We start from the raw sequence: 25,819 nt of genomic DNA, 5'->3' as shown, positions 1-25,819 counted from the left end.
AGATGGCGGCATTACCAAACAGGGAAAGATCACCTGTCTTCGCGGCGATCGCTATTCAGTTGGTGGTCTTCGGCGGGATTTATTTGCTCCGATCCCCTCTTGAAGGGGTTCTTGATTATCCCGTTCCACTGCTCTGGCTATCGCTGTCGCAGGGGCTTATCGCCGGGATCATCACACGGGGATTCGGATTTTCCGCGCCCTGGGTGATTGGGCAGGTGATTGCGCCGCCGCTTCTGTTATTTGCCCTTGCGCTAAACCTGCCAAGCTGGATTTTCCCGGTCATCCTCGTGCTGCTGGTTCTTGTCTTCTGGAATGTAGCGGTGGGCCGGGTACCTTTGTTTCTGACCAATCGCACCACGTCGGAGGCTATCTTGAAACTGCTTCCGAAGAAGAAGGGGCTCCATGTCACGGATCTGGGAAGCGGTCTCGGCGGGACACTCCGCTATCTTGCGCAAAAAATGCCGGATGCGCGTTTTACCGGGCTGGAGACGGCGCCGCTTCCTTTCGCGCTTTCCTGGATGATCGGGAAGATTGTTGGGGGACGTAACCTCGATTATCGCTTTCGCGATATCTTCCGCGAGGATCTGTCCGGGTATGATGTGATTTATTGTTTCCTCTCGCCGGTGCCGATGCCGCGACTATACGAGAAGGCGAAAAAGGAAATGAAACCAGGTAGCCTGTTTATCAGCAACAGTTTCGAGGTGCCGGGCCACCGTCCCGATAAAATCATCAAGGTTGCGGATCGGCGCCAGACGAAGTTGCTGATCTGGCGGATGTAGCCTATTTCAGGTTCGCGGGTAGAACCGGTGTTTCACGGAGCAAAACAATACTGATCCGGCGGTTGCCGGGATTTGACGGATCGTCAGAAATAAGCGGATCCGTATCGGCCCGTCCGGCAACTTTCTCTATGCGGTCAGGCTTCAGCCCGGATTCAAGAAGGGCGCGTCGGCTGGCGTTGGCACGATCCGACGACAGTTCCCAGTTTGAATAGTCACGGGCGTTAAAGGACGAACTGTCCGTATGGCCGCTGATCGACAGACTGTTCGGCAATTCTTCAATTGATTTGGCGATCATCCCGATCAGGGACCGAACCCGTGGCGTGATTTTTGCGCTGCCGTTTTCAAACATGCTGTCGTTGAACTGGTCAACGATCTGGATGCGCAGCCCCTCCGGCGTCATGTCGATTATCACATGATCCTTGAGGCCAGAGAGCTCGGGGTTCTTGCTGATGGCCTGGCGGATCTTTTCGCGTGCCTGCTCAAAGCTGGCCTCCTCGATCTCTGCCAGCTTGGCCAGCAGCTCGGCTTCTTCCATTTCTCGGGTCTTTTGCTCTTCCTTACTCTCGTCCTTGCGCCCGTTTTCCGGGGGAGTGATGCTGGAAACAGCGGACGGGACGCCGAGGTTTGAGACTTGCGCCCCTTCGGTTTGCATGCTTTTTCCGCCGAGCATGCCGCCCGCGCCGGACTGGCTGATGCTGGCCGTCGTCGGGGCAAAGTAGTCGGACAGCCCTTCCTTTTGCTCGGTTGTTGTCACATTCAACAACCAGAGCAGCAGGAAGAAGGCCATCATCGCGGTCACAAAGTCGGCATAGGCCACCTTCCAGGCACCGCCATGGGCGCCATGGCCGCCTTTCTTGACCTTCTTGATAATTATCGGGGCAATGTCATCCGCCATGGAACACTCTTACGCTTTCAACGAAATTGTTAGACGGCTGGCGCTTCATTGCAGGCTTCTTCCAGTTCAATGAAGGTCGGGCGCTCATGATTATAGAGGGTCTTGCGGGCAAACTCGACCGAGACGGCGGGGGCATATCCCTGCAGATGAGCGAGCAGGCCCTGCTTGATGCATTCGAAATACTTGCTGTCGGCGTCGGTGAACTGCTCAAGATTTTTGCCCATGGGAGAGAAGAGACCATAGGCCACGAATATACCGAAGAAGGTACCGACGAGCGCAGCCGCAATCAGGCCGCCGAGAACTTCCGGCGGCTCGGCGATGGAACCCATGGTAATGATCACACCCAGCACGGCGGCGACAATGCCGAAGGCGGGGAGGGCCTCACCCAGGGCGGTTACCGCGCCGGAGATGGCATGTCCCTCATTATGATGTGTCTCGATATCCTGATCCATCAACGCTTCGAGCTCATGCGGATTTTCAGTCCCCATGGTCATCAGCCGGAGGTAGTCACAGACGAAATCAACCGCGTGGTGATTTTTGGAGAAGCTCGGGAAGTGCTGGAACAGCTCACTTTCATGCGGGTTCTCGATATGCGGCTCCAGGGCAATCATTCCCTTGGTCTTGGACAGCTTGAACAGGGCGTAGAGCAGGGTCAATAGTTCGGTATAGGATTTCTTGTCATGCGGCGCACCCTTCATCAGCTTGCCAAAGGACTTCAGAAATCCAAAGATCACCCATTTCGGGTTGGACTGCAGGAAGGCCCCGACCCCCGCGCCGAGAATAATCAGGTATTCAAGCGGCTGGAACAGAACGGCAAAACTGCCGTGCGGGGCATAACCACCGGCAACGGAGCCGAATGTCACAACAATACCAATTATCCAAAACATATTTTACAGACGTCCCTAAACGATCATTTCCAAGGATTTAAGCGCCGATTTTGCCCTGAGAATGGTTAATAAACCGTGTGTAATTTTACGAAGTTTTTATTGGACAGCCTCTTTCTACCGATTTGGCCTGAATTCTGGATGATGGTATTTATGGCAAGAAAATGGGTGATTTCGCCGGCCAATTATGGGAAAGTGCCGCCGATTGCTTAACAGAGCGCGTATTTTTTGCATACAGGTACCGATTGCGCATGGGCTTTGACGCCAGAGAATTTAGAAATGCATTGGGGTGTTTCGCCACGGGTATTACGGTTGTCACGTCACGCAGCGTGACGGGCGAGCCACTTGGCGTGACCGTAAACTCCTTCAGTTCCGTCTCTCTTGATCCGCCGCTGGTTCTGTTCAGCCTCGCCCATGTCGGTGGCCATTGCCAGGAATTTTTAAGCAGCGGAAAGTTCGCCGTTAACATCCTGACGCCGGATCAGCGTCATCTCTCCGACCGTTTTTCCATGGCGCGGGACAACCGGTTTGAAAGGATTGACCATATCAAGGGGAGAAACGGCAGCCCTGTCTTTAAGGAAAGCCTTGCAGTCTTCGAATGTGAAACTTTCGCGGTGCATGAGGCGGGCGATCATGCAGTTTTTATCTGTCGGGTGACCGATGTCCGCATGGGCGAGAAGGAGCAGGCGCTTCTCTTCCACAAGGGCCAATACCACACGCTCTAACCGGGTAAATTCCACCAGCTGAAAAATTCCTCGTTGGGCCTTTCAACCGGACCCGCGAGACGCTACAACTGAGTCTGAATTATTTTTCAGGAGACGGGTGGATATGGGAGAAAAAGCAGCATTTATCGGGCTTGGCGTCATGGGGTATCCGATGGCGGGCTTCTTGCAAAAAGCGGGCTATGAGATGACGGTCTATAACCGCACCACCGCCAAGGCGGAAAAATGGGTCGCGGAATATGGCGGGTCTTTTGCGGATACCCCGGCCAAAGCGGCGGAAGGGGCGGATTTCGTCATGGTCTGCGTTGGCAATGATGACGATCTACGTAGTGTCGTGCTGGGGGAGACCGGCATTCTCGCCAGCATGAAGGCAGGCTCCATCTTCGTTGATCACACCACCGCCTCGTCCGAGGTGGCGCGCGAACTCGCCGCGATCGCCAAGGAAAAGGGCATCGGTTTTGTCGATGCTCCGGTCTCTGGCGGTCAGGCTGGCGCGGAAAACGGCGTACTCACTGTTATGTGCGGCGGGGCGCAGGCGGACTTTGATCGCGCCAGCACGCCCATCGATGCCTATTCACAGGCTTGCATGCTGATGGGCGACGTGGGGGCGGGACAGCTCACCAAGATGGTCAACCAGATCTGCATCGCCGGTGTGGTGCAGGGCCTTTCAGAAGGCATCCACTTTGCCGAAAAGGCCGGGCTGAACGCAGAGAAGGTAATTGAGGTGATTTCCAAGGGCGCGGCGCAAAGCTGGCAGATGGAAAACCGCTACAAGACGATGATCGCCGATAAATTCGATTACGGCTTTGCCGTTGACTGGATGCGCAAGGATCTCGGGATCTGTCTCAAGACCGGTGACCAGATCGGTGCGAGCCTGCCGAACACCGCGCTGGTCGATCAGTATTATGCCGATGTCCAGAATATGGGCGGCAATCGCTGGGATACGTCCAGCCTGATCACGCGACTTCGCAAGCTGAACACATAAGGCTAGAGCGGGGCGGCGAGGGAGAGGGACCAGTAACGGCTGACCTTCGCCGCTTCTGGATGGGCAGGCGAAATGCCGAGGCCAACATCCGTGACCTTGTCATTGAGGATATTGGCGCGGTGCGGCGGGCTGTTCATCCACAGCGTTACCACGCCCGCCGCATCGAACGCGCCGAGGGCGACATTCTCTGCGGCGGCGGAGAAGTTATATCCGGTGCCTTGAATACGCTGACCGAAGGTCGATCCGTCCGCGCCGGTATGAGATAATACTTGTTTTTGGTCCATGAATTCCGCATGTTCCCGGGCAGTCTGCATCAGAAGGTCATTTGGGGCGAGGGCGGGCAGGCTGACCTGGTCGCGCTCCGCATTCAGACAGTCGATGACATCTGCTATCAGGCTCATGGGGACTCCCCTGTTTTTGCATTTCAATATATGAATGATCATTATTAAAACGTGACAGTTGGCCATTTTGTGAGGAAATTCCGCTATGACGGATGAAAAAAAGTCGATTAGCTCGGCAACAAATATCGCTCAGGCGCTGGGCGCAGTCGATCCGGCCTATAAAAGCGTGATTCCCGGCATTTATCCCGGTACGACCTATGAGCGGGAGGCCGACGGCAGTTACCCCACCGGCCGGGTCTATAGCCGCGATCAAAATCCGAATTACGAGCTGCCCGAACAACTACTGTGCGCTCTTGAAGGCGGCCGGGAGGCACTGCTGTTTTCGTCGGGCATGTCGGCAGCGCTTGCCGTGGTACAGGCGCTTCGTCCCGGTGATCATATGATCGCCCCTGCGGTCATGTACTGGAGCTTTCGCAACTGGCTGCTGACCGTGGCAAAGGAATGGAAGCTGGAGGTTTCCTTCGTGCCGAATGGCGATATCCCGGCACTGGAGGCGGCGGTCATTCCCGGCAAGACGAAGCTGCTTTGGCTTGAAACCCCGGCCAACCCGACCTGGGTGGTGGATGATATTGCCGAATGGGCGCGGGTCGCGAAGGAGGCGGGGGCGCATCTTGCGGTGGATAATACGGTAGCGACACCGCTGCTGACCAATCCGCTCAAACTCGGGGCAGATATCGTCATGCATTCGGCGACGAAGTATCTCAATGGTCATTCTGATGTGCTGGCCGGTGCGTTGATCACGGCCGCTGAGGATGACTTCTGGGCGCGGGTGCAGGTCAACCGGAAGGCGGGCGGTGCTATCCCCGGTCCGTTTGAGGCTTGGCTCCTCCTGCGCGGGATGCGGACCCTGCATTTGCGGGTTGAGCGCGCATCCCAGAATGCCATGGCCATCGCCAGGCATTCTGAGCAGGCGAAGGGTATCCGCGCTGTGCTTTATCCCGGTCTCGAATCGCATGAGGGTCACGCCATTGCGGCGCGGCAGATGAAAGGCGGTTTCGGTGGCATGATGAGCCTCTGCATCGAGGGTGGTACGGAGGCGGCGATGGCAGTTGCGGCACGGCTCAAGCTGTTCAAGCGGGCGACGTCTTTGGGGGGTGTCGAAAGCCTTGTCGAGCATCGCGCGAGTATCGAAGGAGAGGGCACGCCTTGCCCGCCCGATCTCTTGCGTCTTTCCATCGGGATTGAAAGCGCAGATGATCTGGTTGCGGATATCGAGCAGGCATTAGAGGGAAGGAATACCTAATGGAACGATCTGTCATTGTGACCGGCGGCAGCCGGGGGATTGGCCGGGCTATCTCCCTTGGCGCGGCGAAGGCGGGCTATCAGGTCTGTGTGAATTATGCCCATAACGCGGCGGCGGCGGGAGACGTCGTGTCCGAGATTGAGGCGACAGGCGGCAAGGCCATCACGGTGCAGGCCGACATGACGAAAGAGGCCGATATCCTCCGTATGTTTGAGACCACTGATCGGGAGCTTGCCCCACTGGCAGCGCTGGTCAATAACGCCGGTATCGTTGATACGGCATCGAAAGTTGAGGGGATGAGCCTCAACCGGCTTGAACGCATGTTCACCACCAATATCACCGGGCCGTTCCTTTGTGCGCGGGAGGCGGTGAAGCGCCTGTCAACCGCCCATGGCGGGAAAGGCGGGGGGATCGTTAATATTTCCTCCGTCGCGGCCAAGCTGGGCAGCCCCGGCGAATATGTGGATTACGCTGCATCCAAGGCGGCAATCGATACCATGACGATAGGTCTTGCGAAGGAAGTCGCAGCGGAAGGCATTCGCGTGAATGCGGTGCGCCCCGGCGTGATCTATACGGATATCCACGCCAGCGGCGGGGAGCCGGGCCGCGTTGACAGGGTCAAGTCCATGGTGCCGATGCAGCGCGGCGGCGAGGCCGGGGAAATTGCCGATACGGTCCTCTGGCTGCTCTCTGACAAGTCGAGCTATGTCACCGGATCGCTGATTGATGTGTCCGGCGGCCGATAGGTCGCGTGATACTTAGCCTTGCAGCTTTTGGGCGGCCTCTATGGCGAAATAGGTCAGGATGCCGTCGCAGCCTGCACGCTTGAAGCAGAGCAGGCTTTCCATCACGACTTTATCGCGATCCAGCCAGCCGTTCAGCCCCGCGCCCGCGAGCATCGCATATTCGCCTGAGACCTGATAGGCGTAGGTCGGCACGCCAAACTCATCCTTCACCCGCCGGCAGATATCAAGATAGGGCATGCCCGGCTTGACCATGACCATATCCGCACCCTCATTGATATCGAGGGCAACCTCGCGCAACGCCTCGTCGGTATTCGCCGGGTTCATCTGGTAGGTGCGCTTGTCGCCAATGCCGAGATTGCCAGTGGAACCCACGGCATCGCGGAAGGGGCCATAAAAGCCCGACGCATATTTCGCCGCATAAGACATGATCAGGATATCGCGATGTCCCTCCTGTTCCAGTGCATCGCGGATAGCGCCAATGCGTCCGTCCATCATGTCCGATGGGGCAATGATATCGCAGCCGGCTTCCACCTGGTTGAGAGTCTGCCCGATCAGCACATCAAGGGTCGGGTCATTGACCACATAGCCATCCTCTACCAGGCCATCCTGTCCATGGGTGGTGAAGGGATCGAGTGCGACATCGCAGAGCACGCCCATTTCCGGCACAGCGTCCTTGATCGCCTTGATCGCCTTGCAGATGATATTGTCCTTGTTCAGGGCCTCGCGCCCGTCTTCTGATTTCAGATGCTGTTCAACCGCCGGGAACAGCGCGATAGCAGGGATGCCGAGATCATGGGCCTCCTTCGCGGCGACCTTCAAAAGATCGAGGCTGAGCCGCTTGACCCCCGGCATGGAGGGCACATCAATCGCCAGATTTTCCCCTTCATGCACAAACACCGGCCAGATCAGGTCATTCGGCGAGAGAGCGTTTTCCGCCACCAGACGTCGGGACCAGTCGGTTCGGCGAACCCGGCGCATGCGGGTGCGGGGGAAATGGGGCGCAAGGGTTTTCATGAAAGGATTCCTGCTTTTGTCGCATCGATGATAATATTTCGCGGCATATTATCCCTATGCGGGCCGGGTCGCAAATTTTTAAACCTAACGATCGTTTGGTAGATCATTGACAACGTCCCTGCAAGATCGTATCAACAGCAAAAAGCAACAATAGAGGCCGACAACCATGGACTTTAATCTATCGGAAGATCAGGTGGCTTTTCGCGATATGGCGCGGAGTTTTGCCGCCGAGGTTTTTGCGCCCAACGCGGAAAAATGGGACGAGGAAAAAACATTCCCTGTCATGGAAATGCGCAAAGCCGCTGAACTTGGCTTTGCCGGCATCTATGTGGGGGAGGAGCATGGCGGCTCCGCCTTAACCCGTCTCGACGCGGCGATCATCTTTGAGGAGCTGGCGTCTGGTTGTACCTCGACTGCGGCGTTTATCTCCATCCACAATATGGCAAGCTGGATGATCGACCGGTTTGGCTCCGATACGGTGCGGAAAAAATTCCTGCCAAAGCTGACAACGATGGAGCATTTCGCGAGCTATTGCCTGACTGAGCCGGGCTCCGGTTCCGACGCTGCCGCCCTCCGCACCAAGGCTGTCCGCGATGGCGATCATTATGTGCTGAACGGCGGCAAGGCCTTTATCTCCGGCGGCGGTAAAGCGGATCTCTATGTGACCATGGTCCGCACCGGTGATGATGGTCCGAAGGGAATCAGCTGTATTGCGGTGCCTGCGGATGCGCCCGGCATAAGCTTTGGCGCGCAGGAACGCAAAATGGGCTGGAACTCCCAGCCAACGGCGCAGGTCCTGTTCGATGACTGCCGCGTACCGGTCGAAAATCTTATCGGCAACGAAGGCGACGGCTTCAAGATTGCGATGATGGGGCTCGATGGCGGGCGGCTCAATATTGGTGCCTGCTCCATCGGCGCGGCGCGGGCCTGTCTTGAGCTTGCGCAAAGCTACACCGCCGATCGCAAGCAGTTCGGCAAGCCCATTGGCAGTTTCCAGGCGCTGCAGTTCAAGCTAGCGGATATGGCAACGGAGCTGGAGGCGGCACGCCTCATGATCCGGCAGGCGGCGGCCAAGCTGGACGCGAAGGACCCGGAGGCAACGCTCTATTGTGCCATGGCGAAGAGATTCGCAACTGATGTCGGCTTTAATGTCTGTAACGAGGCACTGCAGCTTCATGGAGGCTACGGTTATTTGCGGGATTTCCCGCTGGAACGCTTTGTGCGCGATACCCGCGTGCACCAGATCCTGGAGGGTACGAACGAGATCATGCGTGTTGTGATTTCGCGCAAGCTTGCTGAGGGTGAGGGGAGAAGTTAGGGTATGAGTTCAGAAGAAGAAATCCTGTTTGAGGTTAGAGGCGCGATTGGCCTTGTCACGCTGAACCGTCCGAAGGCGCTGAACGCGCTCACCCATGAAATGTGCCTCGCATTGGACGCGAAGCTGAAGGAGTGGGAAACGGATGACACCGTTAAGGCGGTGCTGATCGAAGGGGCAGGCGAGAAAGCTTTTTGCGCCGGCGGCGATATCGTCAAGCTTTATAACGAGGGGAAGAGCGGCGGCGACTATCCCTATCATTTCTATCGCGATGAGTATCTTCTCAATACACGGATCAAGCATTTCCCGAAGCCTTATATTGCGCTGATCGACGGGATCGTCATGGGCGGCGGGGTTGGTGTCTCGGTTCATGGCAGCCACCGCATTGCCACCGAACGCACCCTGTTCGCCATGCCCGAAAGCGGCATCGGCCTCTTCCCCGATGTGGGCGGAACCTATTTCCTGCCGCGCCTTGCGGGAGAGCTTGGCATGTATCTCGGTCTCACCGGTGCGCGGCTGAAAACGGCGGATTCCGTCTTTGCCGGGATCGCCCAGAACTATATCCCGTCCGAGAAGCTGCCCGCGTTGAAAGACGCCCTCGCCGCGCATGAGTTTGCGGGTGATACCAGCGCGGAGATTGACGCGCTGATCGAGAAATTTGCCGCCGATCCCGGCGATGCGCCGATTGCGGAAGTATTGCCTGCGATCAACCGCCATTTTGCACGAGGCTCGGTCCCGGCGATTATCGAGAGCCTGCAAGCCGATGGCGACGCGTTCACGACGAAGACAGCCGACAGCCTGCTCACCAAGTCACCAACCAGCATGAAGCTCACCTTTGAGCAGCTTCGCCGCGGCGCAAAACTCGACTTCGATGACTGCATGCGGCAGGAGTTCCGCATGGTCAACCGCGTCATCAAGGGTGTTGATTTTTATGAAGGCACCCGCGCCGTCGTCATCGACAAGGACCAGTCCCCGAAATGGAACCCGGCCCGCCTTGACGAGGTAAGCGACGCGGAGATTGAGGCCTATTTCGCCCCGCTTGATAATGGCGATATTTACTGACAATCGCCTCCGGGTTACTTTACATTTTTATAATATAAGCGTATCCTTTGTGACCAGCTTTTGGGAGCAGGGTAGTGTCAGAAGCATACGGCCTTGACCGCTATATTGAAGATTTGCGGGACATTTCATCGAAAACCAACGATCAGGATGAGATTTTTCGCCTGCTGACGCCACTGTCTCGACGTCTGGCGCTAGATGGGAGTTGGGTATCGCAGAAATATTATGACATTAATCCGGACATGGGATATGGCGTCCATTTGCTGCATGAGGAGGCGGATCATTCCCTCGCAATCATGGCCGTCGCCTGGGAACCGGGTGGCAGCGCCCCGCCGCATGATCATGGAACATGGGCTGTGGTTGCCGGAATCGACGGGATAGAGAGAAACATACGATATAACCGCGTCGATGACAGGTCACAGTCCGGATACGCCAGACTGGAAGTCAAACATGAACTTGATGCCGGCCCGGGGGATGTCATTTGTATGAAAGATGGCGGCATCCATTCCGTTCGAAATGATTCCGACATCGTGTCACTTTCGCTCCACACTTACGGCAAGCATTTCAACTTTACGGATCGCTCACAGTATAATCTGGAAACAAATGAACAGCAGGACTTTATAGTCCCTGTCGACTGATTTTTCTTACCAGAGCGGTTTGTCGAGCCCTTCGAGGAGGACAAACTGCCCCTTGGCGGCGTCCTTTCGGGCGTCGCGCGCCTTCCTGTATTCGGGGCTGTCATAGAAGGCCTTCGCCGCCGCCATATCCGGATATTCAAGGAGGACGACGCGCGATGTTTCCTCCGGCCCTTCCAGTGTTTCCATCGGCCCGCCGCGGGTTAAATAGCGCCCGCCGTATTTTTTGATGGCGATTGGCGCAAGGGATTTATAGACTTCATATTGTTCCGGGTCGGTGACATCGATCCGGGCGATCATATAAGCGGGCATTTTTGTTCCTTTTGTGCGATCCAATTAATAAAAATAATAAGGGGGAATAGCATGAGCTACAAGTATGTAACAGTCACACGGGAAGGGCGCATCGCCACTGTCCGGTTCGATCGCGGCAATGACGTGAACCCGCTCTCCATCGACGCGATGAAGGAACTGACGGACGTCGCCCACTCGTTTGAGGGGGATACGGAGACAAGCGCGATCATCCTCACCGGGAATGGCAAGAATTTCACTGTCGGCTTCGATTTGAAAGACCCGGCGGTCAAGGCGCGGGTCGCGGCGGGCGTGATGGACCGGCGGGAGATGCTGAAAGTCGGCCCGAAGATGAGCAAGGCGTGGGAAGATCTGGAGCCCATGACCATCGTCGCCGTGGATGGCTATTGCATCGGCGGGGGCGTGGCCCTCTCGGTCGCCTGCGATATGCGCGTTGCGTCAAAGGGCGCGACCTTCTGGGTGCCGGAAATCCGCAACGGCATGAATATGAGCTGGCAGTCCGTGCCGCGCATGGTCAACCTGATGGGCCCGGCGCGCACCAAGCAGCTCTGCATCGTCGCCGACAAGATCAGCGCCGAGAAAGCCATGCAATGGGGTCTCGTTGAGGAAGTGGCGGAGGAAGGCGGCGCCTACGCGCTCGCGCTGGAATTCGCAAAGAAAATCGCCGCCATGCCGCCGCTCCCTGTCCGCTTGATCAAGCAGGGCGCAAGCGTTGCCGCCAACGCCCTCAACCACGCCGTCAGCTATATGGATATGGACCAATACACCGTCGCCATCACCTCCGAAGACCACGCCGAGGGGATACAGGCGTTCCTCGAAAAACGCGGCCCTGTGTTTAAGGGGCGTTAGAGGTAAAGCTTTTGTCGTCAATGCACACTTCACAAAACAAAGATCCATAATTTGTTCTGCTAATGAAACCTTTTGAAATGCGACTTTCGTGGTCCCACCCATCAATTGTTTCTATTGCGTCAATAAACATCTTGTGCTCAAGAAGGGGCTCATACTTTGTTTCATCTATCATTTTTACGCCATCGTAAGTTGTTAGTAATCCAAATCGGCATAAGTTATCAATATAGATCGGAGCCATTTCCGATATTATTTTTAGGGATTTAATATCAACTAAGGAGTAGTTTTTCATATATATGTCGAAGTGCGGCTGATCTTTTCGTTTTGCTACAATGTCAATTTTTGGGAGCACTTTAACTGAGTTAAAATGCTGCATAATTTTAGCTTCATCAGACGTTATTTGCTTAAGTATTTCGACGAATGACGGATGTGCTTTGTTCGCAGTATTTTTATCCATCGCATTCGCGAGAAGGTTGGCAAACATCTCACGTAATTCAACGTCTTCAACTGAGTATCTCAATGTCTCAAAGAGAGGACCAGCGACATTTAGTTTTGGTTGGATGATGTCTTCTGGTAGTGTGTTTTCAAGCTTCTTTGCAACGTCTTCATCGACAAATTTTTTGAAGTATTCGAATTTCCAAATGACGTAATTAAATGGTGAAAGAAGAGCGTTTATAGTTTCTCCTACTTTCTTACCTGCTTTTCCTATTTCCTTGGCACCGGGCTGAATAGCGTCTTGATATATCGGAATGGCTTTTGCAATTGCTGCGACAGCTTCCGCAGCGTCCTTTATTTTAAAGGGCTTAACTTCGTCATCGTCCATAGCGCTACCTTTTGGATAAATGGCTTGTCCATAAGAAATATCTTATTAGATATTAGTGTCGAACACTAGTGTAGGAGAAATTATTAGATAATAATATCATCTTGAAAGTGTGATGAAATTAGGAGGTATTTTATACGAACCCTATCCATCCTTCCCATTCTCTTGTAAAATATACCCCATGACCTTATCCCGTAAAATCATCCTCTGGCTGTGTGCCCTTATCATGCTCTTTGTCGTGATCCCCTTTACGGGGATTTATTTTGCGCAAGGGGCGTTTGTCTTTCCGGTGCCCGATCGCGGGGTGGGGGAAGCCGCGGGCGGGTTCGCGCCGGTGACGATCACCACGGAAGATGGGGAGCAGCTTAACGCCTTCTATCACCCGCCGGGCGATAAGGCGGCGAGCATCCTCGTCTTTCATGGTAATGCGGAGACAGCGGCGAACCAGATGACGCGCGGGCAGGCGCTGGCCACGGCGGGCTATGGCGTGCTGCTCGCGGAGTATCGCGGCTATGGCGGCAGCACCGGCGAGCCATCGGAGGCAGGGGTCATCACTGACGGGCTCGCGTCCTATGATTTTCTGGTGGCGGAGACGGAGAGGCCGGTCGGTATCCTCGCCCATTCGCTCGGCACCGGGGCGGCGATTCCCGTGGCAGCGGCGCGCGATCCTTTCGCGGTGGTGCTGGAAAGTCCGTTTACGTCCCTGCTGGCCATCGCGCGCTATCGCGTGCGGTTGATGCCGCCGTTTGATTTCCTGCTGAGATATCCCTTCCGCAATGAGGCGCGGATCGGGGAGGTGCGCGCGCCGATCCTGATCATTCACGGGACCGAGGATAAGGTGATCCCGTTCGAGGAGGGGGAAAAGCTCGCCACCCTCGCGCCGAAAGGCACTGCCTTTATCAAGATCGAGGGCGCGGGGCATAATAACCTCGGCCAGTATGATGATATAAAAATGGCGACCAGCTTCTTCACGAAAGCACTGGCCGCCAATCCGTAGCGCGAGAAGCGCCGTATTACTTCACATAGGCGTCGCGGAGTTTGCGCATGCCTTTCAGCCAGCGGTCATAGTCGCTGGCTTTTCGCTGGATATACTCACGCACCTGCGCATGGGGCAGGATGAGGAACTCTTCCTTATCCATGGTCTCGACCACGCAATCGGCAAGCTCTTCCGGCTCCATCGTGCCATCGACGGAGGCGACACTGCCGAGCCGGTCCTGGGTCATCGCCGTGCGAACTTGCTGTGGGCAGAGGACGGAAACGCGTATCCCCTTGTCGCCATAACGGATGGACATGGTCTCCGCGAAGGCGATGGCCGCATGCTTGGTGGTGGCATAGGTCGCGCTATCGACCTGCGAGAGCAGGCCGGCAGCAGAGGCGGTGTTCACCAGATAGCCGCCACCATTGGCGATCATCTTGTCAACCACGGCGCGGGCGGCATAGACATGGGCCATCACATGGACATCCCAGTTGAGCTGCCAGATATCATTCGGCGTTTCTTCCCAGCCATAGCGGGCGAGGCCGGCGTTGGAGACAAAGATATCGATCGGGCCATAGGCCTCCTCCGCCTTGGCGACGAGGTTCTGGATGTCCGCTTCTTTGCCGACGTTGGTAGGAACGGCGAGACCATTGACGGATTTCGCCACTTCCTGGAGCGGTCCTTCCTGCAGGTCGGCGACGGTGATGCCCTTCGCCCCCTCCGCATGGAAGCGTTCGGCAAGCGCCTTTCCGATGCCGCTTGCCCCGCCTGTAATCACAACATTCTTGCCCGCTATTTTCATTTTTTCCTCCCGCAGCTTGAGGCTGCTTTATTGGTTTATGGGGCCGATTGTGGCGTTATTTCACGCGCCGGTAAAGGACTGAATGCCCGTCTGGGCGCGGCCCAGGATCAGCGCGTGCACGTCATGGGTACCCTCATATGTATTGACGGCCTCCAGGTTCATGACATGGCGGATGACGTGATATTCATCGGAGATACCGTTGCCACCATGCATGTCGCGGGCGGTCCGGGCGATATCGAGAGCCTTGCCGCAGGAGTTGCGCTTGATCAGCGAGATCATTTCCGGTGCGGCGCGGTTCTCATCACGCAGGCGGCCAACACGGAGGCAGCCCTGAAGCCCGATGGAGATTTCCGTCTGCATGTCCGCAAGTTTCTTCTGGATTAGCTGGTTGGCGGCGAGGGGGCGGCCGAACTGCTTGCGTTCCATCGTGTAGTTGAGCGCAGCCTGCCAGCAGAACTCGGCGGCGCCAAGTGCGCCCCAGGCGATGCCAAAGCGGGCGGAGTTGAGACAGCCGAACGGACCGCCGAGGCCCTTGACGCCCGGCATCAGGTTTTCTTCCGGTACGAAGACATTATCCATGACAATCTCGCCGGTGATGGAGGCGCGAAGAGAGAATTTCCCCTCAATCTTCGGGGCGGAGAGACCTTCCATGCCCTTTTCAAGAATGAAGCCGCGGATGACGCCGTCATCGGTTTTCGCCCAGACGACGAACACATCGGCGACCGGGGAGTTGGTGATCCACATTTTTGCGCCGTTCAGGCTATAGCCGCCATCGACGGATTTCGCGCGCGTAACCATGGAGCCGGGATCTGAGCCGTGATCGGGCTCGGTCAGGCCGAAGCAGCCGATCCATTCACCGGTCGCCAGCTTCGGGAGGTATTTCTGTTTCTGCTCCTCGGTGCCGTAGGCATTGATCGGATGCATGACGAGGCTGGACTGTACGCTCATCATCGAGCGATAGCCGCTATCAACCCGCTCCACTTCACGGGCGACAAGACCGTAGGAAACATAGCCAAGACCGGCACAGCCATAACCCTCGATCGTGGAGCCGAGAAGTCCAAGCTCGCCCATCTCGGTGAAGATAGCCCGGTCGAAGGTTTCGTGGCGGTTCGCTTCCAGAACCCGGCTCATCAGCTTTTCCTGGCAGTAGTCGCGGGCGGTATCGCGGACCAGTCGCTCTTCTTCGGTCAGCTGGTCATCCAGCAGAAAGGGATCGACGGGATCAAAAACGGGTTTGGAAGAGGCGCTGCTCATAGGGGTTTCTCCGATTATATATTTTGTATATTTTGGCCGGGAGGCGTTACATGACGCCTATTTAACGGTTTTGCGGCGCAACATCAATATGCTTCATGCAGGGGAAGGATATATGATAAGCTTCCCCGGCGTCGAGAATTAAGCGGGTAGGCAGGCTATGTCATCAGAAGAGAAAAGCGAATATATCGTTGAGTTCCAGCAGCACGGCACATCCGTGAAGGTGTCGGTGATCGACCCCAAGACTATGCTGGAAGTCTCCATTGTCGGGCCCAGCTCGGTCGGACAGGAGGAACTTAAACGCACGGCGCTTGCCAAGCTACAGTATGTGATGAGCAAGAAGAACGGGCGTCCCGCAGAACAACGCACCACCTCGAATGATCTGCCTAAAAAGCCGGGAATCGTCGTCTAGCGGTGGCTTTAGTGGGTATAACTTTCCCTTTTAACAGGCAGGATATAACGGCTGCTGACGGTTGGGTTGTCGTCTATGATGAGTTCAAATACCTCCAGGAGGATTTTACTGAAATCATCATGGGTTAGCGGGTCATCAATGCGGGCCTGAAGCCGGTCCCTGTCGATATCCGAGGTATCGCCGGCCCAGACGATAAAGGGCACATGCGTCTGGGTGTCGGGGGCAAGCATACGTGGCATTCCATGGAGATAGACCCCCATTTCCCCAAGAGATTCACCGTGATCACTCAAGTAAATCATCGACGTTTCGTAGCGGTCCTGTTTCCCTTCCAGAAACGCGATAGTGGCATCCAGCAGGGTATCGGTATAGAGAATGCTGTTGTCATAGGCGTTGACGATCTCCGCCTCGGTACAGGTGCCAAGCTCCTTTGACTGACAATCCGGGGTAAAGGTCGCATATTCGGTCGGATAGCGCTTAAAATACGCCGGTCCATGACTTCCTATCTGGTGCAGGACGATCAGGATGTCCCCATCCTGCCGGGCTATATAGTCGTCGAGGCCGGTCAGCATGCCGATGTCACGGCATTCCTCCTCATCGCAAACCGGGTTGGTGTCAGGAGTGTTAAAGCGCTGATAGTTAACCCGGGTTGCGACACCCTGGGAGCCGGTGTTGTTATCGCGCCAAAGAATTGAGATGCCCGCCCTTTTGAGGACATCAAGAGTATTCTCGGTATAGTCGGCCTTATCAATCTCGAAATCTTCCCGGTTATCGAGGGAGAACATGCAGGGCAGGGACACCGCGGTAGACGTACCGCAGGATTGCATGTGGTGGAACGAGAAAACATCCTTTCGTTTTGCCAGCTTGGGGGTCGTCTCGCGTTCATATCCGTTGAGGCTAAAATGATCCGCGCGGGCGGTTTCGCCAATCACCACGATGACCAGTTCATGTTCGGTATCCTCGGGCGGAATATTCGCCGACGTCACCCGCGACTGAAAGGTCGTATCAATTGTGCCGGCACCGGAATCGATGGCCAGCTTGATCGCGGAATATATCGGATGGGTCGGATTGGTGAAATACCGGAGCGGCTTATGTTCGCGAAACAGGCTGGCATATGAATCGCCAAAGGGCGCCATTGAAATGCCCGCCATCAGCACTGCGGCGACGGCAGCGGTGGCAAGTCGCCCCTGCCTCGCGAGGGTGGAGGTTTTCCTGACGGGAATGAGAAACAGCAGAATAGAAGGGAGGAAGCCCAACAGACCGACACGAAGGATCAATCCCCAGTTCAGCAGGTCACCGGCTTCGTGAAAATCCGTGCCAAGAATATTCCGGATCATCTCCTTATCGACAATAATACCAAGTGTATCGCTGAAATAGGCGACAACGGCACCTGTGATCAGAAACAATGCGGCGACGAGCCGAACCGGCAGAAAAAAGCTGAAGATTGTTGCAAACAACATGATCGCACAGAGCAGAACCACAGCTTGCGAAACCAAGAAGGGGAGATGCTGTCCAATATCATAGACGGCACTGGTCTGAGTGAAGAACGAAATGTTGGCTGTGACCAGCAGATACGCCGAAACGCCCCAGAGCAATAAGCTGGGGCTTAGCGAAAAGCGAGGTTTGGTTTGTATAGACATGTCCGTGACATGGCCTTCATTGAGAAGATTGAAACTGGAACTACATCTGACGCCTGTATTCCAATCTCAGGCGCCAAATTGCAGCGACCATCTTCTCAATAAACCGTTTTAAGAAATTGCGCACAAGGACTATTAAAGCGGCATGATGACGCAGGCTTTAAAAACCGAGCAGTTATCCAATGTAGATTTTGTAAACAGTTGGTTGATTCCGATTCTTATGCGGTTTTCTTCTTGCGGCCGAGGCCGAATTCCTTGGCAAATTGCGACCGGCGTTTTGCGTAGGCCGGAGCCACCATCGGATAATCCGGCGGCAAATTCCATTTCGCACGGTATTCTTCCGGCGTCATGTCATAATTGGAGCGCAAGTAGCGCTTTAGCATTTTCAGCTGTTTGCCATCTTCCAGACACACGAGATAGTCGTTCTGAATAGACCGTTTGATGGGGACCGCGGGCTTGAGTTCCGCCTGTTCAGCTTCTGTGTCTGCGTCGAGCGTGGCCAGAGAGCTGTAGACGGACTTGATCACCTGGACCAGTTCCGCATTCTCAATCTGGTTATTACTGACATAAGCTGAAGTTATATCTGCTGTCATGCGGAGCAATTCCTCACGTTCAGATTGAGACGGAGGGTTACCCTCTTTCGAAAAAGACTGTGTCATTTGTTTTTTTTCATTCGTTTAGGGGACTGTTTACTTCCCAACATGTTATGAATTGCTTAGAAAAGTCAATACATTGAGATGCAATTAACAGAAAAACTGTGAATAAGAAACAGGTCGATCAAATTCTGTCATTTGTCGGCCCTATAAATCTTCGAATCATTATGTAATTTCATAACTATAAATCTACGACCGTTGTAAATACTAGATGGGCCGGAAAATGAATTCTAATCTTGGATAACAACACCATCATATGTAATATTTAAATGTATATAAAATGATGGTTAAGTGAAATGTTGATCCTCTTGACGGCCATATCTGTGAATCTATTGTAATAATCAGGCTTCTTTATTTCATTATATGAAATTCTATCAATGATAAGCGAGAGCTATGGATAACTTTCCATGCAAGCCTGTGGTTTAAATATTTTCCGGATGGTTTTTTTATTGGATTTTTTTTGACAATTTTTCCGGCCGCTGTCCTGTAAATTGTGACGTATAAAAAAAGAACATTTAAGGGCGGAGTTTTTCTAGGAACTCTTTGCCACCTGTGCTATCCATCCGTCGCGATATTCACGCGCGCGCAATACGATTATCAGCATCCGTCCGCCGACTTTTGTGCGATTGTACGATGAATATAAAGACTGACCGGGATAGGTACCCAAAAGGCCCGGCGGTAAGGTGTTTTATCTGTTTAAAGTAGTTCGTTCAGGGTGGAATGGACTAATCCGATATAGGAGTTCAACATATGACGATGCAAAGTGCCGAGTTGGTAAATTTTTTCAAGGCCGACCTCGAACGGAATGATCCCGATGTCTTTCGTGCGATCGGCCAGGAACTTGGCCGGCAGCGGGACCAGATCGAACTGATCGCATCCGAGAATATCGTCAGCCCGGCCGTGCTCGCCGCACAAGGCTCCGTCCTCACCAATAAATATGCCGAAGGATACCCCGGCCGTCGCTATTATGGTGGATGCGAATATGTTGATATCGTTGAGGAACTGGCAATTTCCCGCGCCAAGGAGCTTTTCGGCTGCGGTTTTGCCAACGTCCAGCCGAACTCCGGCTCCCAAGCGAACCAGGGCGCTTTCATGGCACTGATCAAGCCCGGCGACACCATCCTCGGTCTGTCACTGGCCGCAGGTGGCCATCTCACCCATGGCGCCGCGCCGAACCAGTCCGGTAAATGGTTCAACGCCGTTCATTACGGGGTCGACAAGGAAACGCACCAGATTGACTTTGACGAAGTCCGCGCCCTCGCGAAGGAGCATCAGCCGAAACTGATTGTCGCCGGTGGCTCCGCCTATCCGCGGCATATCGATTTCGCCACTTTCCGCCAGATCGCCGATGAAGTCGGGGCTTACCTGATGGTCGACATGGCGCATTTCGCTGGCCTCGTGGCTGCAGGGGTGCACCCGAGCCCGTTCCCACATGCCCATATCGCGACAACCACGACGCACAAGACATTGCGCGGTCCGCGCGGCGGCATGATCCTGACCAATGACGCGGCGATTGCCAAGAAGGTGAATTCGGCGATTTTCCCGGGGATGCAGGGCGGTCCGCTCATGCATGTAATCGCGGGCAAGGCCGTTGCCTTTGGGGAAGCGCTTACTCCAGCGTTCAAGACTTATGCGGCGCAGGTCGTCGAAAATGCCAAGGTTCTGGCCGCGACGCTTGTCGGGCATGGCTTTGATATCGTGTCCGGCGGCACGGATACCCATTTGATGCTGGTCGATCTCCGGCCGAAGAAGCTCACCGGTGACATCGCCGAGCGTGCACTGGAGAATGCCAACATCACCTGTAACAAGAACGGCATTCCGTTCGATCCGGAAAAGCCAATGGTTACCTCGGGCGTGCGTTTGGGCACTCCGGCGGCGACAACCCGTGGCTTCGGAACGGAAGAGTTCACGAAAGTCGGCGACCTGATCGCTGAAGTCCTTGACGGACTGGCCGCAAATCCGGAGGATAACGGCGCTGTCGAGGAAAAGGTCAGCGCGGAAGTGAAAAAACTCTGCGACGCTTTCCCTCTTTACCAGGATATGTAGGCGGGATGACCAATAAAGGGGCAGCGGGTGAAGATATGACAGGAAGGGGACTATTGGATGCGCTGTCCATTTTGTAGTAGTGATGAAACGCAGGTTAAGGATAGCCGGCCGACCGAGGATAACACGGCCATACGGCGGCGACGGGCCTGCGCCGGTTGTGGTGCTCGATTTACCACTTTTGAACGTGTGCAGCTCCGTGAACTGACTGTCGTCAAGAAAGATGGTCAGCGGACGCCGTTCGAGCGCGACAAGCTGGAACGGTCCGTCAGTATCGCGACCCGCAAGCGCCCTGTCGATCCGGACCGTATCGATCGTATGATCAACGGTATCGTCCGCCAGCTGGAAAGCAGCGGCGACCAGGAAATCCCCTCCGACAAGATCGGCGAACTGGTGATGGAAGGGCTGGCCCAGCTTGACAGCGTGTCCTATGTACGCTTCGCCTCCGTCTACAAGGATTTCCGCGAAGCCAAGGATTTCGAAGAATTTATTGGCGAGCTCAGCACCAACGTCACGACCTGACGCTGAAGCCCGCCTCCAAAAGCACCGGAACCGATGACAGCCTCTGATACCCAATGGGATGAATTTTACATGCAGGCCGCCCTGCGCCTTGCCGCGCGCGGTGTTGGTCGCGTTGCGCCCAATCCGGCGGTGGGCTGCGTGATCGTTCAGGGGGGCAAAGTTGTAGGACGCGGCTGGACACAGGATGGTGGCCGTCCCCATGCAGAGACCATGGCGCTGGAAATGGCCGGGGCGGAGGCTAAGGGCGCCATCGTCTATGTTACACTGGAGCCTTGCGCCCATCACGGTCAGACCGGTCCTTGCGCAGAGGCGCTGGTTGAGGCAGGCGTCGGGCGCGTTGTTGTTGCGCTGCGTGATCCGGATGAACGCGTGAACGGCAGCGGCATCGCCATTTTGCAAAGGGCCGGGATCGAGGTGATCGAGGGCCTGCTCGCCAATGAGGCGGCTGAGCTTAACGCGGGCTTTTTCATGACAAGGCTGCATGGTCGCCCGCTGATTACCTTGAAAATGGCAACCAGCCTCGATGGTCGGATCGCCACCACTACCGGCGACAGTAAATGGATTACCGGCCCGGCGGCGCGGCGCTATGGGCATATGCTGCGGGCGCAGAATGACGCGATCATGGTCGGTGTCGGCACGGCGCTGGTTGATAACCCGGACCTGACCTGCCGGATTGATGGGCTGGAGAAACTCTCTCCCATCCGCATCGTTGCGGATTCACGCCTGCGCCTGCCGCTCACCTCGAAGCTGGTGGCGAAGGCGAAGGAGGTGCCGCTCTGGGTCGTTACGGTGCCGGGCAACGATAAAGATCGTCTTCAGGCGCTAACGGATCTCGGGGTGGAAGTGATCGAGGTGGCGGCCAATGAATCGGGCCTGCCGGATATGCGCTTCGGTCTGGAAACGCTCGCCAAGCGTGGAATAACGCGAATACTTGTCGAGGGTGGTTCCCATCTACTGGCAACGCTGATAAAAGATGAGTTGGCGGACCGCCTGATGTGGTTCCGCGCTGGCCGGATTATTGGCGGGGATGGCATTCCCGCACTTGAATCCATCGGGCTGGAGCGGATCAACGAGGCGCCGGCATTACGCCTGATCGAGGAACGTCGGCTGGGCGATGATTTATTGGAAAGTTATTTTCTTCGGAATTGAGCAGTATGTTTACAGGCATAATTACAGATGTCGGACGGGTTCGCGCCATTGAGAAAAACGGCGACACCCGGTTTGAACTCGAAACCTCTTACGACACCGGTACAATCGATATCGGCGCCTCCATCGCCTGTTCGGGCCCTTGCCTTACTGTGGTCGAGAAGGGGGAGGGATGGTTTGCGGTTGACGCCTCGGACGAGACCCTTTCCTGCACAAACCTGGGCGACTGGGTTACGGGCACGCCAGTTAATATGGAGCGGGCGCTTAAAATTGGCGATGAGCTGGGCGGCCATGTGGTCACCGGACATGTCGATGCGGTGGTCTCGTTGCTGGCCAAGGAAACCGTCGGCGACTCGACGAAGCTTGTTTTCTCTCTCCCTCCAAAATTTGCGGGCTTTGTTGCCCCGAAGGGGTCCATTTGTCTCGACGGCGTGTCGCTGACCGTCAACGACGTTGATGATGATCATTTCACCGTCAATATCATTCCGCACACGCAGGAACACACCACTTTTGGCACACTGACCGTTGGGCGACGTCTTAATTTCGAAATTGATGTATTGGCACGCTATGTCGCCCGCATGACTGAGGTAAACAAGAAAAAATGAGCTATAAAGAATACCTCTCCTCGACAGAGGAAATCATTGAGGATGCCCGCAACGGCAAGATGTTCGTGCTGGTCGATGCGGAAGACCGGGAAAACGAGGGGGATCTGGTAATTCCGGCGCAGATGGCGACCCCGGATGTGATCAACTTCATGGCCAAGTTCGGCCGCGGCTTGATCTGCCTTTCCATGTCGGAAGACCGGGTCAACCATCTCGGCCTGCCGCTGATGGCGCAGGATAATGCCTCCCGTCTGGCGACAAATTTTACCGTCTCGATCGAGGCACGCGAGGGCGTTACCACGGGCATTTCCGCGGCTGATCGCGCCCATACGATTGCCGTCGCCATCGACCCGACCAAAAATGCTCAGGATATTGTTTCTCCGGGTCATGTCTTTCCGCTGGTCGCCCGCGAGGGTGGGGTCCTGCGCCGCGCTGGCCATACGGAGGCCGCAGTTGATATTTCCCGCCTTGCCGGGCTGATGCCCGCCGGGGTGATCTGTGAGATCATGAATGACGATGGCACAATGGCCAGACTTCCCGATCTTGTGAAATTCGCCCAGTACCACGGCCTGAAGGTCGGGACGATTGCCGACCTGATTGCCTATCGCCGTCGCTATGACAGCCTGATCACGCGCGAGGTGGAGGCCGATATCAGCAGCAAGTTTGGCGGCGACTGGAAGATGATTGTCTTCTCCAATCGGCCCGAATATGCGGAGCATGTGGCGCTGGTGAAAGGCGATGTGTCTGGCGATGAGCCGGTACTGGTGCGGATGCATGCGCTCAATCTGCTGGGCGATGTGCTCGGCGAAATCGATGAGAACCCGGATGTCCTGCATGATGCGATGGCGCAGATCGACAAGGCGGGCAAGGGCGTTGTCGTCCTGATCCGCGAACCCCGCCCCATGGCGCTTTCCGACCGGGTGCGGCGCAAGCTTGGCGAACCCGTGAAAGAATCTCATGAGCTTCGGGATTATGGCATTGGCGCGCAGATCCTTCTTGATCTCGGGATCAAGAACATGATCCTGCTCTCCAACCATACACGGACCGTTGTCGGCCTTGACGGATATGGGCTGGCGATTACGGAAACCCGTCTTATCAGTGCAAAGGGTTAAGCAATGAATAGTGATATACATGTGCTGATAATCGAGGCGGATTTTTACCGCGATATTTCCGATTCCCTGCTCGAGGGCGCGATAGAGGTGCTTGAGGCGGCTGGCGCGAGCTATGAGGTTGTGCAGGTGCCGGGTTGCCTTGAAATTCCGGCGGCGGTTCGCTTCGCCATCAAGTCGATGGAGTTCATGGGCGGCCGGCGGCGTTTTGATGCCTATGTGGCGCTCGGCTGCGTGATCCGCGGCGAGACCTCCCATTACGATACGGTTTCGGAGGAAAGCGCACGCGCATTGATGGACATCTCGACCGATTATTGTATTGCTGTCGGTAATGGTATCATTACCTGCGAGAATGAGGCTCAAGCTTGGGCCCGGGCTCGCAAGGAAGATAAAAACAAGGGCGGCGGAGCGGCGGAAGCGGCGCTCCAGATGCTGAAACTCAAAGAAAAATTTGGAATGTTCCCGCGATGAACGCACGCAGTGAAAAACGGGGCGACAAGCATAGCCGCAAAACCCTTGCCCGCCTCAATGCGGTGCAGGCCCTCTATCAAATGGAGCATGACAGCAAGTCACCGCAAGAGGTGGTGGAGGAATTCCTGCTGCATCGCGTCGGCAAGGAGCTTGATGGCGACCAGTTCAAGGATAGCGACAAACCGTTGTTCGAGGATATTGTCCTCAACACCAAGGACCGGCAGGAGGAAATTGACAAGCTGATTGCGGACCGACTTGAGAAGGACCGGACCACGGACCGGCTTGAAGTGGTGCTTCTGTGTTTGCTTCGGGCGGCAACCTATGAGTTTCTCGCCCGCATCGATACGCCGGCGAAAGTGCTGATAAAGGAATATATCGGTATCGCGCGCACCTTCTTCACGGGGAAGGAGCCGGCGCTTGTCAATGGAGTGCTGGACAAGATCGCGAAAGAGCTGCGCACAGGTGAATTTGACTGACATGGCCGGGACTGAGCGAAATACCGCAAGGGGTGAATTCGCGCTGATCGACGGAATACTGAAACCACTTGCCGCCGGCACTCCCGCTGCGCTTGGTCTTACCGATGATGCGGCGGTACTCACGCCTGCCAAGGGAAAAGACCTTGTCCTGACCAAGGATGCCATGGTCGCGGGCGTGCATTTTCGGGAGTCCGATATGCCCGGAGATATTGCGCGCAAGCTGCTCCGGGTTAATCTCTCGGATCTGGCCGCGATGGGGGCGGAGCCTGTTGGCTATCTCCTCGCAACATTCTGGCCGGAGGCGCTTCCTCTTTCCTGGATACAGGAATTTGCGGACGGGCTTGGGCAGGATCAGGAAGAATTCGGCATTGGTCTTCTGGGCGGGGATACAGTTCGGACGCCCGGGCCGCTTTCCCTGTCCCTGACGGCCATCGGGGAAGTGGCGAAGGAGAAGGCGCTCCGGCGGAATGGCGCGGGCGCGGGCGACCTGATTGTCGTTTCCGGAACCATTGGCGATGGCGCACTTGGCTTGCTTGCACTGCAAGAGGAACTGGCCGATCTTGATCCCACCGAACAGGAATATCTGGAGGATCGCTATCATCTTCCAAACCCGCGGCTGTCACTGGGGCAGGCGCTTGTCGGGCGGGCCACGAGCTGCATTGATATTTCCGACGGGCTGATCGCTGATATCGGCCATATCGCGGAGGAGTCAGGTCTTGCCGCAGTAATCCAGTGGAAAAAAGTACCGCTGTCCGATGCCGCAAAAATAGCGGTAGAATCCGATGACGCGCTGGTCGAGAGGGTTCTCACCGGCGGCGATGACTATGAACTTGCCTTTACCCTGCCGCTTGATCAGCGTGATGACCTTGTGAAGCTCGCGAAAGAGGGGGGCGTGTCCCTTGCCATTATCGGCGAGATGGTCGAGGGAGAAGGCGTGCGAGTGATGCAGGAAGAGGGGGTGGAAATGCCCATTTCCAGTAGTGGATGGCAGCATTTCTAGGCGGCTTTAGAGATTTTGCATAATAGCCATGCAATTGTGTGGGTTGTTTTCTTGTCATATTCTTGACAT

The 25,819-nt window shown here is 55.7% G+C and carries 29 protein-coding genes; 19 read left to right on the top strand and 10 right to left on the bottom strand.

Annotation, left to right across the window (positions count from 1 at the left end):
- Positions 1 to 2 precede the first annotated feature (2 nt).
- Complete coding sequence (locus GQE98_RS10555; RefSeq protein ID WP_161315600.1) at positions 3 to 779, top strand: class I SAM-dependent methyltransferase; 777 nt, start codon at positions 3 to 5, stop codon at positions 777 to 779.
- Between the two features lies 1 nt (position 780).
- Here the strand turns inward: GQE98_RS10555 and motB are convergent, their stop codons facing one another.
- Both motB and motA read right to left on the bottom strand, forming a co-directional pair.
- Positions 781 to 1,674 carry a flagellar motor protein MotB gene (motB, locus tag GQE98_RS10550; protein ID WP_161315599.1) on the bottom strand — a complete coding sequence of 298 codons (894 nt, stop codon included), beginning with the start codon at positions 1,672 to 1,674 and terminating at the stop codon, positions 781 to 783.
- A gap of 29 nt (positions 1,675 to 1,703) precedes the next feature.
- Positions 1,704 to 2,561 (bottom strand): flagellar motor stator protein MotA, encoded by an 858-nt coding sequence (motA, locus tag GQE98_RS10545; protein WP_161315598.1) that lies wholly within the window; start codon positions 2,559 to 2,561, stop codon positions 1,704 to 1,706.
- Positions 2,562 to 2,809: 248 nt separating this feature from the next.
- On the opposite strand from motA, the gene GQE98_RS10540 reads away from it, so the two are divergent.
- Both GQE98_RS10540 and GQE98_RS10535 read left to right on the top strand, forming a co-directional pair.
- Positions 2,810 to 3,283 (top strand): flavin reductase family protein, encoded by a 474-nt coding sequence (locus GQE98_RS10540; protein WP_161315597.1) that lies wholly within the window; start codon positions 2,810 to 2,812, stop codon positions 3,281 to 3,283.
- 103 nt (positions 3,284 to 3,386) lie between these two features.
- Positions 3,387 to 4,265: an NAD(P)-dependent oxidoreductase gene (locus GQE98_RS10535; protein ID WP_161315596.1), complete on the top strand. Its 879-nt coding sequence runs from the start codon at positions 3,387 to 3,389 to the stop codon at positions 4,263 to 4,265.
- A gap of 2 nt (positions 4,266 to 4,267) precedes the next feature.
- Here GQE98_RS10535 and GQE98_RS10530 read toward each other — a convergent pair whose 3' ends face one another.
- Complete coding sequence (locus GQE98_RS10530; protein WP_161315595.1) at positions 4,268 to 4,666, bottom strand: CAP domain-containing protein; 399 nt, start codon at positions 4,664 to 4,666, stop codon at positions 4,268 to 4,270.
- An 85-nt stretch (positions 4,667 to 4,751) separates the two neighbouring features.
- Between GQE98_RS10530 and GQE98_RS10525 the strand changes: the two genes are divergently transcribed.
- The gene (locus GQE98_RS10525; RefSeq protein ID WP_161315594.1) at positions 4,752 to 5,909 is read left to right on the top strand and encodes a trans-sulfuration enzyme family protein; all 1,158 of its coding nucleotides are present in this window, start codon (positions 4,752 to 4,754) and stop codon (positions 5,907 to 5,909) included.
- A complete protein-coding gene (locus GQE98_RS10520; protein WP_161315593.1) occupies positions 5,909 to 6,655 on the top strand; it encodes an SDR family oxidoreductase in 747 nt (248 codons plus the stop codon). The genes GQE98_RS10525 and GQE98_RS10520 overlap by 1 nt, the downstream gene beginning before the upstream one ends.
- Before the next feature lie 12 nt (positions 6,656 to 6,667).
- Here the strand turns inward: GQE98_RS10520 and hemB are convergent, their stop codons facing one another.
- Positions 6,668 to 7,669 carry a porphobilinogen synthase gene (gene hemB, locus GQE98_RS10515; RefSeq protein ID WP_161315592.1) on the bottom strand — a complete coding sequence of 334 codons (1,002 nt, stop codon included), beginning with the start codon at positions 7,667 to 7,669 and terminating at the stop codon, positions 6,668 to 6,670.
- Positions 7,670 to 7,835: 166 nt separating this feature from the next.
- Here hemB and GQE98_RS10510 point away from each other — a divergent pair, with 166 nt between their 5' ends.
- The 3 genes from GQE98_RS10510 to GQE98_RS10500 all read left to right on the top strand — a co-directional run bounded on the left by GQE98_RS10510 (position 7,836) and on the right by GQE98_RS10500 (position 10,681).
- Positions 7,836 to 8,987: an isobutyryl-CoA dehydrogenase gene (locus GQE98_RS10510; RefSeq protein WP_161315591.1), complete on the top strand. Its 1,152-nt coding sequence runs from the start codon at positions 7,836 to 7,838 to the stop codon at positions 8,985 to 8,987.
- Between the two features lie 3 nt (positions 8,988 to 8,990).
- Positions 8,991 to 10,046 carry an enoyl-CoA hydratase/isomerase family protein gene (locus GQE98_RS10505; protein ID WP_161315590.1) on the top strand — a complete coding sequence of 352 codons (1,056 nt, stop codon included), beginning with the start codon at positions 8,991 to 8,993 and terminating at the stop codon, positions 10,044 to 10,046.
- Between the two features lie 74 nt (positions 10,047 to 10,120).
- Positions 10,121 to 10,681: a cysteine dioxygenase family protein gene (locus GQE98_RS10500; RefSeq protein WP_161315589.1), complete on the top strand. Its 561-nt coding sequence runs from the start codon at positions 10,121 to 10,123 to the stop codon at positions 10,679 to 10,681.
- A gap of 6 nt (positions 10,682 to 10,687) precedes the next feature.
- Here GQE98_RS10500 and GQE98_RS10495 read toward each other — a convergent pair whose 3' ends face one another.
- Positions 10,688 to 10,990 (bottom strand): DUF1330 domain-containing protein, encoded by a 303-nt coding sequence (locus GQE98_RS10495; protein WP_161315588.1) that lies wholly within the window; start codon positions 10,988 to 10,990, stop codon positions 10,688 to 10,690.
- Here GQE98_RS10495 and GQE98_RS10490 point away from each other — a divergent pair.
- Positions 10,943 to 11,836 carry an enoyl-CoA hydratase/isomerase family protein gene (locus GQE98_RS10490; protein ID WP_202526225.1) on the top strand — a complete coding sequence of 298 codons (894 nt, stop codon included), beginning with the start codon at positions 10,943 to 10,945 and terminating at the stop codon, positions 11,834 to 11,836. The genes GQE98_RS10495 and GQE98_RS10490 overlap by 48 nt on opposite strands.
- Here GQE98_RS10490 and GQE98_RS10485 read toward each other — a convergent pair.
- Positions 11,823 to 12,656: a DUF4393 domain-containing protein gene (locus GQE98_RS10485; RefSeq protein ID WP_161315587.1), complete on the bottom strand. Its 834-nt coding sequence runs from the start codon at positions 12,654 to 12,656 to the stop codon at positions 11,823 to 11,825. The genes GQE98_RS10490 and GQE98_RS10485 overlap by 14 nt on opposite strands.
- A gap of 178 nt (positions 12,657 to 12,834) precedes the next feature.
- Here GQE98_RS10485 and GQE98_RS10480 point away from each other — a divergent pair, with 178 nt between their 5' ends.
- Positions 12,835 to 13,650 (top strand): alpha/beta hydrolase, encoded by an 816-nt coding sequence (locus GQE98_RS10480; protein WP_161315586.1) that lies wholly within the window; start codon positions 12,835 to 12,837, stop codon positions 13,648 to 13,650.
- A 16-nt stretch (positions 13,651 to 13,666) separates the two neighbouring features.
- On the opposite strand, the gene GQE98_RS10475 is transcribed toward GQE98_RS10480, so the two are convergent.
- The gene (locus tag GQE98_RS10475) at positions 13,667 to 14,431 is read right to left on the bottom strand and encodes an SDR family oxidoreductase (RefSeq protein ID WP_161315585.1); all 765 of its coding nucleotides are present in this window, start codon (positions 14,429 to 14,431) and stop codon (positions 13,667 to 13,669) included.
- Between the two features lie 60 nt (positions 14,432 to 14,491).
- A complete protein-coding gene (locus tag GQE98_RS10470; protein WP_161315584.1) occupies positions 14,492 to 15,685 on the bottom strand; it encodes an acyl-CoA dehydrogenase in 1,194 nt (397 codons plus the stop codon).
- 157 nt (positions 15,686 to 15,842) lie between these two features.
- Between GQE98_RS10470 and GQE98_RS10465 the strand changes: the two genes are divergently transcribed.
- Entirely contained in the window at positions 15,843 to 16,094 is a 252-nt protein-coding gene (locus tag GQE98_RS10465; protein ID WP_161315583.1) for a DUF6898 family protein, read from the top strand.
- 8 nt (positions 16,095 to 16,102) lie between these two features.
- Here GQE98_RS10465 and GQE98_RS10460 read toward each other — a convergent pair whose 3' ends face one another.
- Positions 16,103 to 17,731 (bottom strand): phosphoethanolamine transferase, encoded by a 1,629-nt coding sequence (locus GQE98_RS10460; RefSeq protein WP_161315582.1) that lies wholly within the window; start codon positions 17,729 to 17,731, stop codon positions 16,103 to 16,105.
- Between the two features lie 215 nt (positions 17,732 to 17,946).
- Positions 17,947 to 18,321, bottom strand: a complete 375-nt coding sequence (locus GQE98_RS10455) for a Ros/MucR family transcriptional regulator (RefSeq protein ID WP_202526224.1) — start codon at positions 18,319 to 18,321, stop codon at positions 17,947 to 17,949.
- Positions 18,322 to 19,137: 816 nt separating this feature from the next.
- Here GQE98_RS10455 and glyA point away from each other — a divergent pair.
- From glyA to thiL, 8 genes are read left to right on the top strand one after another with little or no spacing between them, the layout of a single operon-like run.
- Positions 19,138 to 20,427: a serine hydroxymethyltransferase gene (gene glyA, locus GQE98_RS10450; RefSeq protein ID WP_161316270.1), complete on the top strand. Its 1,290-nt coding sequence runs from the start codon at positions 19,138 to 19,140 to the stop codon at positions 20,425 to 20,427.
- Between the two features lie 57 nt (positions 20,428 to 20,484).
- Complete coding sequence (gene nrdR, locus GQE98_RS10445; protein ID WP_161315580.1) at positions 20,485 to 20,946, top strand: transcriptional regulator NrdR; 462 nt, start codon at positions 20,485 to 20,487, stop codon at positions 20,944 to 20,946.
- A 33-nt stretch (positions 20,947 to 20,979) separates the two neighbouring features.
- Positions 20,980 to 22,095 (top strand): bifunctional diaminohydroxyphosphoribosylaminopyrimidine deaminase/5-amino-6-(5-phosphoribosylamino)uracil reductase RibD, encoded by a 1,116-nt coding sequence (gene ribD, locus GQE98_RS10440; protein WP_161315579.1) that lies wholly within the window; start codon positions 20,980 to 20,982, stop codon positions 22,093 to 22,095.
- A gap of 5 nt (positions 22,096 to 22,100) precedes the next feature.
- Positions 22,101 to 22,697, top strand: a complete 597-nt coding sequence (locus GQE98_RS10435) for a riboflavin synthase (RefSeq protein WP_161315578.1) — start codon at positions 22,101 to 22,103, stop codon at positions 22,695 to 22,697.
- A complete protein-coding gene (gene ribB, locus GQE98_RS10430) occupies positions 22,694 to 23,806 on the top strand; it encodes a 3,4-dihydroxy-2-butanone-4-phosphate synthase (RefSeq protein ID WP_161315577.1) in 1,113 nt (370 codons plus the stop codon). The genes GQE98_RS10435 and ribB overlap by 4 nt, the downstream gene beginning before the upstream one ends.
- Positions 23,807 to 23,809: 3 nt before the next feature.
- A complete protein-coding gene (locus GQE98_RS10425) occupies positions 23,810 to 24,274 on the top strand; it encodes a 6,7-dimethyl-8-ribityllumazine synthase (protein WP_161315576.1) in 465 nt (154 codons plus the stop codon).
- Positions 24,271 to 24,750, top strand: a complete 480-nt coding sequence (gene nusB / locus GQE98_RS10420; RefSeq protein ID WP_161315575.1) for a transcription antitermination factor NusB — start codon at positions 24,271 to 24,273, stop codon at positions 24,748 to 24,750. The genes GQE98_RS10425 and nusB overlap by 4 nt, the downstream gene beginning before the upstream one ends.
- Positions 24,737 to 25,750: a thiamine-phosphate kinase gene (gene thiL, locus GQE98_RS10415; RefSeq protein WP_202526223.1), complete on the top strand. Its 1,014-nt coding sequence runs from the start codon at positions 24,737 to 24,739 to the stop codon at positions 25,748 to 25,750. The genes nusB and thiL overlap by 14 nt, the downstream gene beginning before the upstream one ends.
- Positions 25,751 to 25,819 lie beyond the last annotated feature (69 nt).

It is taken from the genome of Sneathiella litorea, assembly GCF_009882915.1.
GTDB lineage: Bacteria > Pseudomonadota > Alphaproteobacteria > Sneathiellales > Sneathiellaceae > Sneathiella > Sneathiella litorea.
Note: the sequence above shows the minus strand (reverse complement) of the source record. Positions and strands in the feature narration are given on the sequence as shown.

Coding starts and splice junctions, on each gene's coding strand:
- GQE98_RS10555 (WP_161315600.1), top strand. CDS start 3: ATGGCGGCATTACCAAACAGGGAAAGATCACCTGTCTTCGCGGCGATC.
- motB (WP_161315599.1), bottom strand. CDS start 1,674: ATGGCGGATGACATTGCCCCGATAATTATCAAGAAGGTCAAGAAAGGC.
- motA (WP_161315598.1), bottom strand. CDS start 2,561: ATGTTTTGGATAATTGGTATTGTTGTGACATTCGGCTCCGTTGCCGGT.
- GQE98_RS10540 (WP_161315597.1), top strand. CDS start 2,810: ATGGGCTTTGACGCCAGAGAATTTAGAAATGCATTGGGGTGTTTCGCC.
- GQE98_RS10535 (WP_161315596.1), top strand. CDS start 3,387: ATGGGAGAAAAAGCAGCATTTATCGGGCTTGGCGTCATGGGGTATCCG.
- GQE98_RS10530 (WP_161315595.1), bottom strand. CDS start 4,666: ATGAGCCTGATAGCAGATGTCATCGACTGTCTGAATGCGGAGCGCGAC.
- GQE98_RS10525 (WP_161315594.1), top strand. CDS start 4,752: ATGACGGATGAAAAAAAGTCGATTAGCTCGGCAACAAATATCGCTCAG.
- GQE98_RS10520 (WP_161315593.1), top strand. CDS start 5,909: ATGGAACGATCTGTCATTGTGACCGGCGGCAGCCGGGGGATTGGCCGG.
- hemB (WP_161315592.1), bottom strand. CDS start 7,669: ATGAAAACCCTTGCGCCCCATTTCCCCCGCACCCGCATGCGCCGGGTT.
- GQE98_RS10510 (WP_161315591.1), top strand. CDS start 7,836: ATGGACTTTAATCTATCGGAAGATCAGGTGGCTTTTCGCGATATGGCG.
- GQE98_RS10505 (WP_161315590.1), top strand. CDS start 8,991: ATGAGTTCAGAAGAAGAAATCCTGTTTGAGGTTAGAGGCGCGATTGGC.
- GQE98_RS10495 (WP_161315588.1), bottom strand. CDS start 10,990: ATGCCCGCTTATATGATCGCCCGGATCGATGTCACCGACCCGGAACAA.
- GQE98_RS10485 (WP_161315587.1), bottom strand. CDS start 12,656: ATGGACGATGACGAAGTTAAGCCCTTTAAAATAAAGGACGCTGCGGAA.
- GQE98_RS10480 (WP_161315586.1), top strand. CDS start 12,835: ATGACCTTATCCCGTAAAATCATCCTCTGGCTGTGTGCCCTTATCATG.
- GQE98_RS10475 (WP_161315585.1), bottom strand. CDS start 14,431: ATGAAAATAGCGGGCAAGAATGTTGTGATTACAGGCGGGGCAAGCGGC.
- GQE98_RS10470 (WP_161315584.1), bottom strand. CDS start 15,685: ATGAGCAGCGCCTCTTCCAAACCCGTTTTTGATCCCGTCGATCCCTTT.
- GQE98_RS10465 (WP_161315583.1), top strand. CDS start 15,843: ATGTCATCAGAAGAGAAAAGCGAATATATCGTTGAGTTCCAGCAGCAC.
- GQE98_RS10460 (WP_161315582.1), bottom strand. CDS start 17,731: ATGTCTATACAAACCAAACCTCGCTTTTCGCTAAGCCCCAGCTTATTG.
- GQE98_RS10455 (WP_202526224.1), bottom strand. CDS start 18,321: ATGACAGCAGATATAACTTCAGCTTATGTCAGTAATAACCAGATTGAG.
- glyA (WP_161316270.1), top strand. CDS start 19,138: ATGCAAAGTGCCGAGTTGGTAAATTTTTTCAAGGCCGACCTCGAACGG.
- nrdR (WP_161315580.1), top strand. CDS start 20,485: ATGCGCTGTCCATTTTGTAGTAGTGATGAAACGCAGGTTAAGGATAGC.
- ribD (WP_161315579.1), top strand. CDS start 20,980: ATGACAGCCTCTGATACCCAATGGGATGAATTTTACATGCAGGCCGCC.
- GQE98_RS10435 (WP_161315578.1), top strand. CDS start 22,101: ATGTTTACAGGCATAATTACAGATGTCGGACGGGTTCGCGCCATTGAG.
- ribB (WP_161315577.1), top strand. CDS start 22,694: ATGAGCTATAAAGAATACCTCTCCTCGACAGAGGAAATCATTGAGGAT.
- GQE98_RS10425 (WP_161315576.1), top strand. CDS start 23,810: ATGAATAGTGATATACATGTGCTGATAATCGAGGCGGATTTTTACCGC.
- nusB (WP_161315575.1), top strand. CDS start 24,271: ATGAACGCACGCAGTGAAAAACGGGGCGACAAGCATAGCCGCAAAACC.